The 15,711-nt window shown below is 62.3% G+C and carries 12 protein-coding genes and 1 tRNA gene; 7 read left to right on the top strand and 6 right to left on the bottom strand.

The features are described from left to right. The first annotated feature begins 176 nt into the window (after positions 1-176). The 7 genes from EJ070_RS12580 (at position 177) to EJ070_RS12550 (ending at position 9,514) form a co-directional block, all read left to right on the top strand. Positions 177-1,340: a M20 aminoacylase family protein gene (locus EJ070_RS12580; protein ID WP_126091648.1), complete on the top strand. Its 1,164-nt coding sequence runs from the start codon at positions 177-179 to the stop codon at positions 1,338-1,340. Positions 1,341-1,469: 129 nt separating this feature from the next. Then, positions 1,470-1,546 (top strand) — tRNA-Arg (locus tag EJ070_RS12575). A 346-nt stretch (positions 1,547-1,892) separates the two neighbouring features. After that, positions 1,893-4,628: an AMP-binding protein gene (locus tag EJ070_RS12570; RefSeq protein WP_126091647.1), complete on the top strand. Its 2,736-nt coding sequence runs from the start codon at positions 1,893-1,895 to the stop codon at positions 4,626-4,628. Further along, entirely contained in the window at positions 4,625-5,608 is a 984-nt protein-coding gene (gene nadE, locus EJ070_RS12565) for an NAD(+) synthase (RefSeq protein WP_189350511.1), read from the top strand. Before EJ070_RS12570 ends, nadE begins: the two co-directional genes overlap by 4 nt. A gap of 5 nt (positions 5,609-5,613) precedes the next feature. Beyond that, positions 5,614-7,635, top strand: coding sequence for an asparagine synthase (glutamine-hydrolyzing) (gene asnB / locus EJ070_RS12560; protein WP_126091646.1), 2,022 nt, complete (start codon positions 5,614-5,616; stop codon positions 7,633-7,635). After that, positions 7,632-9,185, top strand: coding sequence for an AMP-binding protein (locus tag EJ070_RS12555; protein ID WP_189350509.1), 1,554 nt, complete (start codon positions 7,632-7,634; stop codon positions 9,183-9,185). Before asnB ends, EJ070_RS12555 begins: the two co-directional genes overlap by 4 nt. Before the next feature lie 53 nt (positions 9,186-9,238). Beyond that, a complete protein-coding gene (locus EJ070_RS12550; protein ID WP_126091645.1) occupies positions 9,239-9,514 on the top strand; it encodes an acyl carrier protein in 276 nt (91 codons plus the stop codon). Positions 9,515-9,532: 18 nt separating this feature from the next. On the opposite strand, the gene EJ070_RS12545 is transcribed toward EJ070_RS12550, so the two are convergent. The 6 genes from EJ070_RS12545 to EJ070_RS12520 form a co-directional block, all read right to left on the bottom strand. Next, positions 9,533-10,225 carry a class I SAM-dependent methyltransferase gene (locus EJ070_RS12545; protein ID WP_126091644.1) on the bottom strand — a complete coding sequence of 231 codons (693 nt, stop codon included), beginning with the start codon at positions 10,223-10,225 and terminating at the stop codon, positions 9,533-9,535. A gap of 52 nt (positions 10,226-10,277) precedes the next feature. Further along, a complete protein-coding gene (locus tag EJ070_RS12540; protein ID WP_126091643.1) occupies positions 10,278-11,540 on the bottom strand; it encodes a polysaccharide biosynthesis/export family protein in 1,263 nt (420 codons plus the stop codon). After that, entirely contained in the window at positions 11,527-12,795 is a 1,269-nt protein-coding gene (locus tag EJ070_RS12535; RefSeq protein ID WP_126091642.1) for a hypothetical protein, read from the bottom strand. The genes EJ070_RS12540 and EJ070_RS12535 overlap by 14 nt, the downstream gene beginning before the upstream one ends. After that, positions 12,792-13,796: an SDR family NAD(P)-dependent oxidoreductase gene (locus EJ070_RS12530; RefSeq protein WP_126091641.1), complete on the bottom strand. Its 1,005-nt coding sequence runs from the start codon at positions 13,794-13,796 to the stop codon at positions 12,792-12,794. The genes EJ070_RS12535 and EJ070_RS12530 overlap by 4 nt, the downstream gene beginning before the upstream one ends. A 66-nt stretch (positions 13,797-13,862) precedes the next feature. Beyond that, positions 13,863-14,465, bottom strand: coding sequence for a sugar transferase (locus EJ070_RS12525; RefSeq protein WP_245464863.1), 603 nt, complete (start codon positions 14,463-14,465; stop codon positions 13,863-13,865). A 68-nt stretch (positions 14,466-14,533) separates the two neighbouring features. Further along, a complete protein-coding gene (locus EJ070_RS12520; RefSeq protein WP_126091639.1) occupies positions 14,534-15,670 on the bottom strand; it encodes a DegT/DnrJ/EryC1/StrS aminotransferase family protein in 1,137 nt (378 codons plus the stop codon). Between the last annotated feature and the right edge of the window lie 41 nt (positions 15,671-15,711).

The following is a 15,711-nucleotide window of genomic DNA, read 5'->3' as shown; positions in this document are numbered from 1 at the left end:
GCTCCGTAAGATTTCGATACGCGATAGCCAGCATGGTGCGGACCGACCCTCGACCCAGGACCGCATTCGTGCGTGCTATTTACCCTATGTGACGCCAAAATGGCAAAGCGCCAGGCAATCACAATTGCCGGGCAGCGGACCTGAGCCGTCTGCCCCAACAAAGAGATGGACCGATTATGCCAATTCTCAACCGTGCCGCGGAAATGCAGGAAGAAGTCGCCGGCTGGCGGCGCCATCTGCACCGGACGCCGGAGTTGAATTTCGACGTCTTCCAGACCGCCGGCTTCGTCACCGACAAGCTGATGGCCTTCGGCTGCGACGAGGTCGTGACGGGGCTCGGCAAGACCGGTGTCGTCGGCATCATTCGCGGCCGCAAGGGCGAGGGTCCGACCATCGGGCTGCGCGCCGACATGGACGCGTTGCCGATCAATGAGATCACCGGCAAGCCCTATGCGTCGACAGTCCCCGGCAAGATGCATGCCTGCGGCCATGACGGCCACACCGCCATGCTGCTCGGCGCCGCAAAATACTTGGCCGAGACGCGCAATTTCGCCGGTTCCGTGGCGGTGATCTTCCAGCCGGCCGAGGAAGGCGGCGGCGGCGGCAATGAGATGGTCAAGGACGGCATGATGGAGCGCTTCGGCATCTCGAAGGTGTTCGGCATGCACAACATGCCCGGCCTTCCGGTCGGCGAGTTCGCCATCAAGCCCGGCCCGATCATGGCGGCGACCGCCGAATTCACCATCACCGTCAAGGGGCACGGCGGCCATGCGGCCATGCCGCACGGCACGATCGACCCGATCGTCGTCGCCAGCCAGTTGATCAGCGCTCTGCAGACTATCGCCTCGCGCAACACCGATCCGGTCGAGGCCGTCGTGGTGTCGGTGACGAAATTTCACGCCGGCGATGCCTACAACGTCATTCCGGAACAGGCCGAGATCGCCGGCACGGTGCGCACGCTGAAGAAAGAGGTGGCCAGGAAAGCGGAAGAGCGCATGCGCGCCATCTGCGCCGGCCTTGCGTCGGCCTTCGGCGCGACGATCGAGGTCGACTACGACGCCAACTATCCCGTCACCTTCAACCATGCGGAAGAGACGGTTTTCGCCAGCGATATCGCCGCCGACGTCGCCGGCGACGCGCATGTCCACCGCGCCATCCAGCCGGTGATGGGCGGCGAGGATTTTTCCTACATGCTGGAGGCGCGCCCCGGCGCCTTCATCTTCATCGGCAATGGCGACAGCGCCGGCCTGCACCATCCGGCCTATGACTTCAACGACGAGGTCATCCCGCATGGCATGAGCTATTGGGTGAGGCTGGCGGAGGCCGCGTTGGCCGCCTGACCGCCTTTGCGGCACGGCGGCGAGCCCACCTCGCTGCCGCCCGGCCGGCGCCGTGGAGTAAGTTGTTGCTCGGCAGCGAGCAACACCTCTTGGCGAACCGGCCCGAAGCGGCTATGTGTCTGGCCGCGTGGTCCCGTAGCTCAGTAGGATAGAGCGGCAGATTCCTAATCTGTAGGTCACAGGTTCGATTCCTGTCGGGATCACCATAATTTTCAAACGCTTAGCGAGAAGCCGCCATACTTTTTTCTGAAGATTAGTACGGCGAATTTCGCAGCTCCCGCGGTTCTCGCACGGTCAGCGATGGCCGCTTGACCGGAAAGTCGGAAGTTCTGTGTGACGAAAAGGCGGATTGCGGTCGGCCTCCCAGCTTCGCAAGGGCCAGCCTTACACCAGAGGACTAGATCGATTGATCATTACGACCTGCGATAGGCAAAGATAGCCGTCTGCCGCAATCGCGCTGTGCCGGGCTATGCCTGTGCATCATCAGAATGATTGATGAAAATGCCACCCTGCAGAGCGATAACCGGGCGTCAACTTTAGCTCAGGCAAGCCATGCTCCCGGCATACTGGAAGGCACCAGCGGCGGATACGGTTTTTTTTGAAAATTCTAATTTGCCGGCATCCTGCAGATGGGAAAGCGTACACGATTATGACCTGGATCACGGGGGCCCGGTCCGGCGCCCATACCGGCCGTTAGGGCCTGGCTTCGCAGACGTTTCGATCGACGCTCACCTCAGGGAAATTGCGGCGCGCTACCCCTCGAAGGTGGCCGTCCATGACGGCGTGAATGAGCTTCGCTACTCGAATCTCGATACCGCCGTCCAGCTTTGGTCGCGCCGTGTCACCGCCCTTGCCCCTGAAGGGAAGGCGGTCGGAATCTGCCAGCCCGCTTCGGTCTGGTATATTGTTGCGGTGCTTGCGATCATTGCCGCGGGGAGGATTGCAGCCCCGCTCAATGCAAGGGATCCCAGCGTCAGGATCAACGAGATTGCATCCGCGGCGCAGCTCTCCGCCATCCTTGGCGCAGGAAGCCGGCCTGAAGATTTGGCTGCCGAAATCCAGTGGATCGACATTACGGCAAATGCCGCGGCGGACGATCAATTGTCGGCCATGCCGCATCCATCACCATCTGTCGATGCGCCGGCGATCGTTCTCTACACGTCGGGCAGCACCGGGCGTCCCAAGGGCATCGTCAACAGCCAGCGCAGCTTGCTCTGGCGCGTGCAACAATATGTCGACGCATGTCACATCAATTCCGAGGATGTTTTCCTTCCCCTGACGGGTCTGGCCACGATAGCCGGCTGTCGCGAGATTTTGGCGGCCATTCTCACCGGCGCCACCTTGCACCTCGTCGAGCTGGAAACGATCGGCCTGCGCGGCGTTCGCGCGAGGATCAAAGACCAGGGCACAACCGTCACCTACCTCGTGCCCGCCTTGCTTCGCACGCTCATGGCCGATGCTCCCGCCGACACGTTCAGCTCGCTCAGAGTGGCCCGCGTCGGGGGTGAGAGAGTGCTTTGGACCGACATTGCCCTTCTGCGCAAAGCCGTCCCGCCGCAATGCCTCGTCCAGATCGGCTATTCGTCCACGGAAACGACAGGCTCGCAGTGGTTCCTGCCGTCAGAGCCGCCGAACGCCGAGATCGACGTGCCGGTTGGACGCCTCTTGCCGGGGATCGCATTTGCGATCGTGAATGAGGAGGGGCGTCCTGCCCCGCCCGGTGAAACGGGAGAGCTCGTGATAAAAAGCCCGTATGTCCTCCTTGGGCATTGGGAGAACGGCGCCGTCGCCCCCGCCGAAGCGGACGCTGACAATCCGCGCGAGCGGATTTTCCCGACCGGCGACCTCGTCCAATTGGATAGCCACGGACTATTGAGGATCATTGGCCGAAAGGGGCGGCAGATAAAGATCAATGGTCGACGCATCGAGCCGGCCGAGCTCGAGAGGGTGCTGCGATCCGCCCCATCCGTTCAGGACGCCGTGGCGATCGTGACGGAGGCAACCGAACTTGTCGCATTCGCGACCCCGAATGATCCCGCGGGTCCGGATTTTGTGGATGACCTTCGCCAGTTGATCGCAAACGCGCTGCCCTCACCCTTGCGCCCTCTGCGGCTTCATCGCGTGGATGAGATTCCGCGCTTGGGCAGCGGAAAGATAGACCTGGCGAAACTCGGGAAGATGGACCTTTTGGCCAGGAAGCCGACCACCATTGCCGATCTGCCAAGTCCCGGCAGCGACCTGAAAGTGCGTCAGGTGGTGCAAAAGGCCTGGGGCAAGGTTCTCAACACGCGCGCAGCAGCAGGAAGGTGGGACGAGGCCGGTGGAGATTCGCTCAAGCTGCTGCATTGCGTGATGGAGATCGAGACCCTGATCGGCCAGGAGCTCGGGCTTGAGAACTTCACCGTGGGGATGAGCGCGGAAGAGATGGTGAGGGCAGTCGTCGCGGCGCAAGCAGCCGCGCCGGGCAGAGCCGCACCGGAGCATGATCCTCCGCTCCTTTTCCTGTTTCCCGGGTCCGTCGGATACGGACCAAGCCTTGCCGCTTTCGCCTCTGCCATGAGCAAGACCGCAAAGGTCGTGCCGATCAGATATCCAGGTCTAGCAATGATCCTCAAGGGACAGAACGATCTGGCGAGCATGGTGGATGCCGCAGTCCAGCAGGTCAACCGCGCCCAGCCGTCGGGCCATGTCAGGCTTCTCGGCCATTCGCTCGGTGGAGCAGTTGCCCTGGAAGTCGCCGTGCGCCTGCTCAAGGCGGGACGGTCGGTAAAGTTCGTCGGCATCCTCGACACGAGCCTTGAGGGCGAGCGCAGCCGTCGCTGGGAGACGGTCACCCGCACGGTGCGCCGGATACGGTCCAACCGCATCTCGTTCCACCGCGTCGCCTGCCGCGCTCTGGCGAAGATGGCGGTCAGAATGGGTTACGAAACTCGTCTCGCTCGCGCGATCGACCGTTACACCGACGGCCAGTTCAATGGAGCCTGCTTCCGGATCAAGCTGGAGCTGCAGGAAGTGTTGCGGGCCCAGGCCTTCTTCCGCTGGCTGGAGGAACCCAAAGCGGCGCTTTCGATCCCCGGCACCCTGTTTCGCTGTGCTCGTCCGGGCATGTCCCGCACCATCGGGTGGGACAGCGTATTCCGCGACCTGCAGGTGATTCCGATCGTCGGTACCCACATCGATCTCGTAGCGGAGCCTCATGTCGCGACCAACCGTCCACTGATCGAAAAGGCCGTCCTGCAAACGTATACGCCAGCCGAATCTCTGCGATTGGAGGGCCAACCGGCATGATCTCGCTGTTCACCAAGGAAGTGCTGGCATTGGATGCCGCCGCGGAGGCAGACCGCATCGCGTCGTCGACGCGCGAGCAGGTTCTGGTCACGCTTCGTCGGCGCGGTGTGGTGGTCGGGCTGTCAGGCGGCATCGATAGTTCCGTCGTCGCATCGTTGTGCGTGCGCGCCTTCGGAAGGGATAAGGTCCTGGGAATCTTCATGCCGGAGCGGGACTCCTCCGGGGACTCGCTGAGGCTCGGGCGCGTCATCGCGGCCCAGCTCGGCATCGACACCCTGGTGGAAGACATAGCCCCGGCGCTTGATGCCATCGGCGCCTATCGTCGACAAATCGAGGCCATCCGCTCCGTCGTTCCAGACTATGACGAAGGGTGGAAATGCAAACTGGTGCTCACCTCGGTCCTGGAGAGCCAAGGCCTCAACATCACCCGTCTCACGGTTCAGGATCGTGACGGCAAGGTCAACACGGTCCGGCTGCCCATGGCAGCCTATCTGCAGATCGTCGCCGCGACCAACTACAAGCAGCGCATCCGCAAGATGACGGAGTACTATCACGCGGACCGCCTCGGCTACGCGGTAGCGGGAACGCCGAACCGGCTCGAATACGACCAGGGCTTTTTCGTCAAGCAAGGCGACGGCATCGCCGACGTGATGCCGATCGTGCACCTCTACAAAACGCAGGTTTACCAGTTGGCGGAACATCTCGGGGTGGACGAAGAAATCCGGCGCCGGCCTCCGACCACCGACACATTCTCCATGGCGCAGAGCCAGGAGGAATTCTATTTTGCACTGCCTTACCACCTGACGGATCTGTGCCTCTATGGAGTGAACCATGGAGTATGCGCGGACGAGGTCGCGGCGGCTGCGGGCCTTACCGGCGGCCAGGTCGAAAAGGTCTACAAGGATATCGAGGCCAAGCGTCGGGCAGCACGTTACCTGCACGCCCGGCCCTTGCCGTCCGTCCCGATGGATGCGGGCTGACCCGGATGTGCGGGATCGCCGGAATACTGGCGCTGAGCGCCACCGCCGAACCGCCTTCTCGCGAGGCACTGATACGCATGGCTGGCGCGCTTGCGCATCGCGGCCCGGACGAGCGGGGACTTTACCGGGACAGACGTGCAGGGCTGGCGCATGCCCGCTTGTCGGTCGTCGATCTTCGACATGGACAGCAGCCCCTCGCCGACGCTGACGGCCTGATGTGGGTCGTGTTCAACGGCGAGATTTTCAACTACCTCGAACTGCGGGACAGGCTGATCGCTCTCGGTCATCGGTTCCGCACCCGCAGCGATACCGAGGTCGTTCTGCACGCCTATCAGGAATGGGGCCAGGCCGCCTTCGAGCGTATGAACGGTCAATGGGCGCTGGCAATCTGGGACCCGGTTGCCGGCCGGCTGGTATTGTCGCGCGATCGCTACGGCATTTGCCCGCTGCATTTCTGCGAGCATGGAGGCCGCATGTTCTTTGCGAGCGAAGTCAAGGCAATTTTCGCGGCCGATGCCGCGATCCCGCGCGCGTTCGATCCGGCCGGCATCGATCAGACCTTCACCATGTGGACGGTCGTTCCTCCGCAGAGCGTGTTTCAGGGCATCCGCGAACTCCCGCCTGGACATGTGCGCCTCTATGAGAACGGCGTGGCGCGCGAGTATCCCTTCTGGCAACCGCGCTTCCCGGAAATCCATGGTCGGGAACACGACCGATCCAGCGGCTCCCTGGACGATGCGGTCGAGGAGGTGCGCGTCGCGCTGGAAGCCGCGACGGCGTTGCGGATCGTGCAGGCCGATGTGCCGGTTGGCTGCTATCTGTCGGGCGGGCTCGACAGCTCCCTTGTCGCCGCGCTCGGAAGGCGCTTCGCCGGCGAGCGTTTCCAAACCTTCTCCCTGCGTTTTGCGGATGCCGAGTATGACGAGACCCATTTCCAGCGGCTCGTCGCCGCCCGAACCGGGAGCGAGCACCACGAGGTAGTCGTTTCGCGCAGCGACATCGCCGCGGTCTTTCCCGAGGTGATCCGCCACACCGAGCGGCCAATCCTCAGGACCGCCCCGGCACCACTCTTCCTGCTGTCGAGGCTGGTGCGGGAACACGGCATCAAGGTGGTGCTGACCGGCGAAGGCGCCGACGAGATGTTTGCCGGCTATGACCTGTTCCGCGAAGGCAAGGTGCGCCGCTTCTGGGGACGCCAGCCGGCTTCGACAAGGCGTGCCCGGCTGCTCGAACGGCTCTACCCCTACCTCTCGCGCTCACCGGTTCATCAGCAGGCGCTGGCCAGGCAATTCTTCGGCCGCAACATTCAGGCCCACGCCGTGGCCGGATTTGCGCATGACACGCGCTGGCGCACGACGAGCGCCATCAAACGCCTGTTCTGCCCGGATATGCGCGCCGCATCGGAACGGCGCGACGCGGTGACCGAACTGCTCTCGACATTGCCGGCCGAATTCCCGCGATGGAGCCCCCTCGCCCAGGACCAATATCTGGAGATCCGGACGCTGATGTCGGGCTATCTGCTCTCTTCGCAAGGCGACAGGATGCTGATGGCTCATTCCGTCGAGGGCCGCTTCCCCTTCCTGGATGACAAGGTCGTCGCCTTGGCCAATGCGCTTCCGGACGCCTACAAGCTGCGGGGCCTCGATGAGAAGCACGTGCTGAAGCGCGCCGCGGCGCCGATTCTGCCGCCCCAGGTCGTTGCCCGAAAGAAGCAGCCCTACCGGGCGCCGAATGCGCTGAGTTTCTTCGCCGCGGACGCCCCGGCATACATTCGTGAAGCGCTGTCCCAGACAGCATTGCAGGCGGCGGGCGTCTTCGATCCCCAATCGGTTGCCCGTCTGGTTGGAAAGTGCCAGGCCCGAGTTGGCGAGGGCGACATGTCGAATTCCGACAACATGGCCCTGGTGGGCGTGCTGTCGACGCAACTCCTGCATCAGCAATTTGTCGCAACCCGTCCAGCCGGCGCGACAAGGCCGGATCTCGGCATCGATGTCGACTACGAGCATCGGGAAAGGGAGGTAGCATGATCCATGGTGCCGTACCGCTCCTGCACGACTATCTGATCCACTCCGCCAGCCGGCTCGGCGATAAGGTGGCGCTGGTTTGCAATCGGCAACGCGTCACCTACGCCGAAATCGACGAGCGCTCCAATGGGCTTGCGCAATGTCTGGTGTCGGCCGGCGTGCAACGCAGCGACCGTGTGATGATCTTCGCCGACAACACGCTCGAGACCGTTGTCGGCTTCTGGGCGGCGCTCAAGGCAAACGCTGTCGTGTGCATCGTCAATCCGCTCACAAAGAGCGAGAAGCTCGACTACCTCCTGAATGATTGCCGACCGGCGGCGCTGATCACGGACCAGCACTTGCGCTCGGTGTTCGGTGGGCCGGCGCACAACTGCCGATCGCTGCGAAAGGTGATCGTATCGGGGCCGATCGAGGACGACGAACTCAACCGGCTGCCGCATGCGATGCGGTGGGAAACGGCCGCCGAAAGAGCTCTCGCCGCGCCGGCACGCTGTTCGATCGACGTCGATCTTGCCGCCATCATCTATACCTCCGGGTCCACGGGCGAACCCAAAGGAGTGATGCTGACACACCGCAACATGACGGCGGCATGCACATCGATAGCGTCATATCTGGAGCTTCGCGAAGATGAGGTGATCCTCAACGTCCTGCCCCTCGCCTTCGACTACGGCCTCTATCAGATGCTGATGGCCTTCCGCACCGGCGCTCGGCTTGTCCTCGAACGTTCCTTCGCTTTTCCGGCGCAGATCCTTCAGCTCATCAAGGACGAGAGGATTACGGGCTTTCCCGGGGTGCCCACCATCTTCGCCTCGCTTTCGGAGCTCAAGTCGCTGAAGGACCACGACTTTTCGAGCATCCGCTATGTCACCAACACCGCGGCCGCCTTGCCGCTCAAGCACATCAACATGCTCAGGGAGCTGTTTTCAGACGCGCGAATCTATTCGATGTACGGCCTCACCGAGTGCAAGCGCTGCACCTACCTGCCGCCGGAAGATCTCGAGCGAAAGCCCCTGAGCGTGGGGATTGCGATCCCGAACACGGAAATGTGGATCGTCGACGACAACGACAGGCGGGTCGAGCCCGGAACCGTTGGACAGCTTGTCATCCGTGGCGCGACGGTGATGAAGGGTTACTGGGGCAAACCGGAAGCGACCGCCAGGAAGCTCAAGCCTGGCCCCTTGCCGGGCGAGCAGGTGCTCTACACCGGAGACTACTGCCGGATGGACGCGGAGGGCTATCTCTACTTCATCGGCCGCGGCGACGAGATCATTAAATCCCGCGGCGAGAAGGTTGCGCCGAAGGAAGTCGAAAACGTGCTGGTGAACATTCCGGGCGTGAAGGAGGCCGCGGTGATCGGTGTCCCCGACGAGCTTCTGGGCCAGGCGGTGAAGGCGTTCGTCGTGATCGAGCAGGGACGGATCGTCGGCGAGAAGCAGCTTCAGATGGAATGCCAGAAGCGGCTGGAAAACTTCATGGTCCCGAAGTCGATCGTCATCGTGCCCAGTCTGCCCAGGACGGACACCGGAAAACTCAAGAAGGTAGCTCTTTCGTAGCGCCTGTTGAACGGCGCGGATCGCATTTGTCTTTTTATCGGAGGGTGGATTGGATGGATTCGATTTTGGCAACCAAGCCCGCGGGCGACGTTTACACGAAACAAATTCGGGATTTCCTGGCCTCGAACTTCTACGTCGCCGACGTGAAATCTCTCAGCGCCACGGAATCGCTGCTCGATCAGGGCATCGTCGATTCCACCGGGGTGCTCGAGGTCATCGGCTTCATCGAAGAGACCTTTGGCATCATCGTCGAAGACAGTGAGCTCCTCCCTGAGAACCTCGATTCCATCCAGGGAATAGCGCAGTTCATCGCCCGAAAGAGGGGGTGAAGCCGACCTGCCAGTTGCTCAGGGCTGCGGCTTTGCATATCCGAGCACGACGCGCGCCTCGCCGGCGAGGTTGGTGACGGCGGCGATATCCTCGTAGCCCCTGCTGCGCTCCATCAGGCTTGCGACCTGGCGGTCCTGACCGAGGCCGACCTCGAACAGCAGGGCGCCGCCGGGCCGCAGATACCGCAGGGCATCCTTCACCACGCGCATGTGGATAGCGATGCCGTAAGGCCCGGCCGCGAAAGCCTCGCGCGGCTCGAGAGCGACCAGATGGGAGCGATCGCCTTCAAGCCGTTTCTCCGAGATATAGGGCGGATTGCACACGATGAGGTCGATCGTGCCCTGATGTAGCAAAGCGGATAGAGCTTCGAACAAATCGCCCTTCAGGACCGATACCCTGCCGACCAGCCCATGGTGGACGATATTGCGGTGTGTTGCCTCGACACACGCATCGGTAAGATCGCTGGCCCAGACCTTCGCGGCCGGAACATGATGCGCGATGGCGCAGGCGAGATTGCCTGCGCCGCAGCACATGTCGACGACGCGCGGCGCCGGCAGGTTCATTCGATGCAAGACATCGACCGCGGTCGTGCCAAGCAGTTCGGTCTCCGGTCTCGGGACCAGTGAGCCGGGAGCGACGAGCATCTCCATTCCCATGAAGGCCGTGCTGCCTTTGCTGTAGGCGTCGGTAACGCTGATATCTTGGCTCAAGGCTTGCACTCGTAAAGACATCGAGTTGGTCGGTTGCTGCGGAAGCGACAGCCTACTGGACCGCCGCGCTTTCGAGTTCACTGCTGAACTTGACCTCGATCGTATCGCCAGGCGACACATCGGCGTCTTCGTCGGCAGGTTCCTTGCGCCATTGCCCATCGATCTTGCGAATGACCGTCATCTGAGCCCTGACGGTTTCGCCGGCGATCGACAAAGGCGCGGCGGTTGCGCCCTGGGGCTGCAGCTTTTGGCTCGCGGCGCGAAGTCTTGTGCCGATGTCGGCCAGCCGGACCTCGGTGTCCCGCAATTCGTTCAGCAAACCGATACGCCTTTGGTTCTCGTTGCGCTCGAGCTGCCTGGCAAAATCATCCTGCTGGCGCCGCGTTCTCATGAGCTCGACCGATGTTTCCAGCGCCCGGCTGGACGAAAGCAGGACAGCGCGCCGAACATCGGCGAGCCGGTTGTTCGTCAGATTCCCGGCCTTGAACAGCTTGGTGACCTGCTCCAGGTCGTCCTCATCGGCCTTCACTCCGTCCGCTTCATCCTGCGCGCGCTTCAGCAGCGCTTCGACCTGCGTGGCGGCATCCTTGGCGCCTTTTTCGACAAAGCTCTGCTCTTGCTGGAAATTGTCCAGGGAGAGCTTGAGCGCTTCCGCTTCGGCTTTCGCTATTCCCGCAGCGAGCGCGGGAGAAAGGGGCGATCCTTGCGGAGGCTGCATGTCGAAGCTTGCCTGTTTGTCGAGTTCGGCACGCAGGCGCGCGCTGTGGAAGTAGTCCCTGGTGTATTCTCCCCAGATCATCTCATAGTCGCGTCGGAGATCCGTCGGATCCGGTCCTGCCTGGTTGCCCCGCGCCCGCAGGAGGCTGAAACCGCCAGCCACCGCGATCGCCTGTCGTACGGTCATGAGCGGACGATAGGCCTGCTGTCCCGGTGTAAGCACATCGCCGGTTACATAGATGGGACGATACTCGGCGATGATCGCCGTCACGTCGCTCGGCCTGACGACCGCCATCTGTTCGCGGCCGTCGGACATGCGGATGTGAAAGATCTTGGTCGGCAGAATCGTTTGCATGCGCGCCTGCAATTCGGGCGGCGTCAGACCGCCGACCGAGACCGCGCCGGCATCGGGAAGCACGATCGTGCCGTCCATCTGGACAACCGCGCGCTGGGTCCGGTCGGGAATGGAGGTTATCCCGATCTCGACCGTATCGCCCGGTGAAATCCGGTAGGCGCTCGATGTATCGGCCGCGGCAGCCATCGGCGCGGTGCCCAGGACCGCAAGAACCGCAAGGAAGAACCGGCTAAGGTCGGTCATTGGCAACAACCTCCTTCGGATTTTGTTGTTCGCCCCAGTCGAGGCGCGCGACGAACTCGTAGACCGGGCCGCCCGGCGTGCCCCAGTTGCTCGACCAGATCACCTGGGAGCCATCCGGAGAAGGCGAGGCATGCGTCTCGCTCCAATAGTCGGAGGGAGGGTTTCGCGTCTGCACGATACGACGGATGGCGCCCCTGCCATCGATGCGGAGCGCGATGACTTCTCGCGCATAGGGAGCCCAGCCCGGATTGGCCGAGACCTCGTCCGGATCGCCGCCATAGCTCAGGAATACCCAATCGCCCCTGGCCAGGGCGCGGGTCGATGCATGTTCCGCCTGGCCGTAAGCTGTAAGCGAAGTCGCCTTCCCGTCCGAAAGCCTGCGCTTGATGATCTGGAACTTGTCTGGACTGGATTTGCTGATGCCGACATAGACTTCGCTGCCGTCCTCGTCGACCGTCAGATCCCCGTGACCGGGCCGATGATGGTCCGTCCATCTCTGCCGCAAGGTGCCGTCAACCGCGAAAATCGCTCTTTGCTCGGTACCGTCCACCAGGTTCTGGAAGCACAGGATATACGCTCCGAGCGGGGAGATCGTGCAGGAACTGGTCGTTCCGGGAACCTGAGCAAGGTCGATGTCTGGGAATTTCAGCCGCTGGTTCAGATCATAGGCGAAAACAACGTCCGTGCCGTCCTTGCGGACCGCCCGGACCGCGATGCGGCTACCGTCCCGGCTGGGATTGCCCTTCGATGGGCCGAATCGCAGATCGTGATACGCCGTGGAGGTGAACAGGATCTCTTCCTGGTTCGTCCGTGGTGCCCAGGTCGAAATCGTCCGGCCTTGAACGCAGATCATCAGCTCGGCGTTTCGAGGGTGCCACTCGCACTCTCCCCCTCTCTTACGACTGAACAGCGCCACATAGGTATGCCCGTCGAGAAAGCACATTCCATTGCAGCCGTTGTCGAGGAGGAGCAATGTCTGGTCTGCGTTCCAGGCTTGAGCGCTCGAATAGCGATGGCTGCAATATTTGGGACCGCAAACGACACCATTTCCAAGAACCCCGGGCTTGGTTATGCGAACGAAGCTTGTGCCGAAGGCCGGGTCGGTCGCTGGGCGAAGATAGTCAGGCAGATCCATCCCCACGGGCGCCACGAAGCCGGTGGATGTGTTGCTTCCTTGACCGCCGGCCGTCCGCAGGTTCAGCAGCGCGGCAACGCAAACCAGCAGCAACACGGCAACAAGCGGGGGAAGCCTCATGTCATGTAACCCATCTCATGACGTACAAGGCCCGCGCGGAGGCGTGTCCGCCACCACGCAATGGTTCGGCCCAAGCCTTCGCGAAGACCGGTCTGCGCCCTCCATCCCGTTGCGGTCTCAAGCCGGGACGAATCCGCCAGCAGCGCCCGGACCTCGGAATTCTGCGGCCGCAGCCGCCCTTCGTCGCGATGAACCGGCTTGTTGGAGCCGCTCAAGTCGAGCACCAGGTCCAACACGTCCGATATAGTCACCGCACGTTGGCTTCCGGCATTGTAGGCATGGCCGAATTCGAGTTCGGCCGAGCCGGCTGCGAGGAAGGCCGCCGCGGTGTCCTCGACGAAGGTGAGGTCGCGGACCGGGCTGGTATCACCCACCATGATGGCTGGGCATTTCGGGTCGAGGGCCTGCCTGATGATCGTCGGCACGATTGCCCGTTCGCTCTGTCGCGGTCCGAACGTGTTGAAGGGACGCAGCACGACGACGGGCACGCCGAAGGATCGAGCATAGGACTCCGCCATCATGTCGGCTCCGATCTTGGAGGCCGAGTATGGCGATTGTCCCTGCAGCGGGTGGGATTCGCTGATCGGCATGCTGAGGGCGGTGCCGTAGACCTCGCTGGTGGAGGTGTGCACGACACGCTCGGTGTCCCACTGGCGCGCCGCCTCCAGGACGTTGACGGTGCCCATAACGTTGGTCTCCACATATGACTGGGCAGCCGCATAGGAATATGGAATGGCGATCAGTGCCGCGAGATGAAAGACAACGGCTTGGCCACGCACGATCCTGTTCAGGAACGCGCTGTCGCGAACGTCGCCGCGCAGGAGTTTCAGCTGATTTCGGATATCGTCCGGCAGATCATCCAGCCACCCGTGACTGTCGAACGAGTTATAGAGGGCCAATGCGGTCACGTCAGCGCCGCCGCGAACCAGCGCTTCGGTCAGGTGCGATCCGATGAATCCATCCGCGCCCGTGACCAGGACTCTCTTTCCCTCGTAGGTCATGACTATATAACCCTCGCATCACCCAAGCGCTGACTTGCGAATGCCGCTGACGACCATGCGAAACGCTCACCTATCCATTGAACGCGACAAGCCAAGGCCAAGAAGAACGAAGACACCGCGGATGACGAGTGCAGCGTCCGACGCCATCGTTCGCCGGCCATAGTAGGAGAGATCTATCCTGGCTTTTGCCGGGAACAGGACTTCCTTGTAGAAAAGCGTCGGCTCTATGCCGCGAGGATAGAAAAGGGCCTCGCGGCGGAACATGATTTGAGCAGGGCCGAGCAATCCTGGCTTATATTGCAGAACGGCTTCATAGCCGTCCCTGAAACACTCGGCGAAAGCGAGGCTCTCCGGCCTCGGACCGACTATTGCCATTTCGCCTTTCAGGACGTTCCACAACTGCGGCAGTTCATCGAACTTGGTGAGGGCGAGGATCCTGCCCACAGCGGTCATGCGCAGGTCATTGTCGAGGGTCAGCGCGAGGCCGCCGGAATCGCAGCGCGGATCGAATTTTCGAAACTTGTACATATGGAAGAGCCGGCCGCCGGCGCCTATGCGGGGCTGCACGAAAAGCACAGGCCGGCCGCCTTCGAGCAGCAGCACGAGCGCAATTGTCAGCATCAGCGGGGATAGGACGACGATGCCGACGGACGCGGCAATGATATCCATCGCGCGCCTGCCGAATCCGTGGCGCGCGCGTGTCATTGCAGGCCGGTGAATGGGCAGGTCGAATGCATTCATGCGACGGCCCCCGCCCGAGCGCCGCCATTGAGGGCTGATGCCAGGGCATCCACGACCGCCTCCGCGACGGGAGATGTGATCTGCGGATGGAGTGGAATGGTCAGCTCACGCTCGGCGAAATCCTCGGTACGCGGTAGGTGGACCCCTGGGTAACGCTCCCGATACAGCGTCATTTGATGCACGGGAGGATAGTGGATTGTGGTCTGTATGCCCTGCGCACGCAGCTCGTCGATGACATCTTGCCTGTTGACGTAGCGAGGCAAGAGGATCGGCATGATGTGATAGGCGGAGGTGCGAGGTTCGCAAAACGGGATCGTCACGGTCGGACAGCGCATGGCGATAAGGCGCCGATACAGCACAACGAGGATGCGCCTGACCTCATTCCACTCCTGCAGATTGCGCAGCTGAACCAAACCGATCGCGGCCCTCATTTCATCCATGCGGTAGTTGAAGCCCAGCATGGTCACGTCATATTGCGGCGTGCGGCTGTTCAATCTCTGGCGGGTTCCGGTGGTCATGCCGTGCCCACGGGCCTGGCGGATCGTCTCACGCAGGTTGGGGTCCCTCGTGACGACCGCCCCACCTTCGGCGGTGGTCATGTTCTTGTTGCCATAGAAGCTGAATGCCGCTCCGGCACCAAACGTGCCCACCTCCTTCAGTCCGGGAGCATGCGCGGCGTCCTCGATGATGTAGAGGCCTCGTACGTTTGCGAATGTCTGCCATTCTTCCTTGTTGGCAAGATAACCTGCAAAATGGACGAGGATCACGGCCCGGGTGCGGGGCGTGCAGCGCGCCTCCGCTTCCGCGACCGACATCAGCGGCACGTCTTCGGATTCTATGTCGACGAAGACTGGCGTGGCACCGACATAAAGGACCGCGTTCACGGTCGCCACGAAAGTCAATGAAGGCACCAGGACCTCGTCACCGGGTCCAATCCCAAGTCCGTAGAGGATCAGGTGAAGCGCTGCGGTGCAGGAGTTCACCGCGACGCAGTCTTCGACGCCGTGCATTGCGGCGAATGCCTCTTCAAACGCTCGAACACGCTCGCCCATCGTCAGCCAGCCGCTGTCAATCACTTTGGATAAAGCAGCCTTCTCTGGTACACCCAGCACGGGGGCACTGACCAAGAGCATCCCAACCTCCCGGTGATTTTTCACGTGTGTCGATAAGCGCC

Origin of the sequence: Mesorhizobium sp. M1E.F.Ca.ET.045.02.1.1 (assembly GCF_003952485.1) — a bacterium.
In the GTDB taxonomy this organism is placed as follows: domain Bacteria; phylum Pseudomonadota; class Alphaproteobacteria; order Rhizobiales; family Rhizobiaceae; genus Mesorhizobium.
The sequence above is the reverse complement of the archived record's forward strand: the minus strand, read 5'-3'. Positions and strand labels throughout refer to the sequence as shown.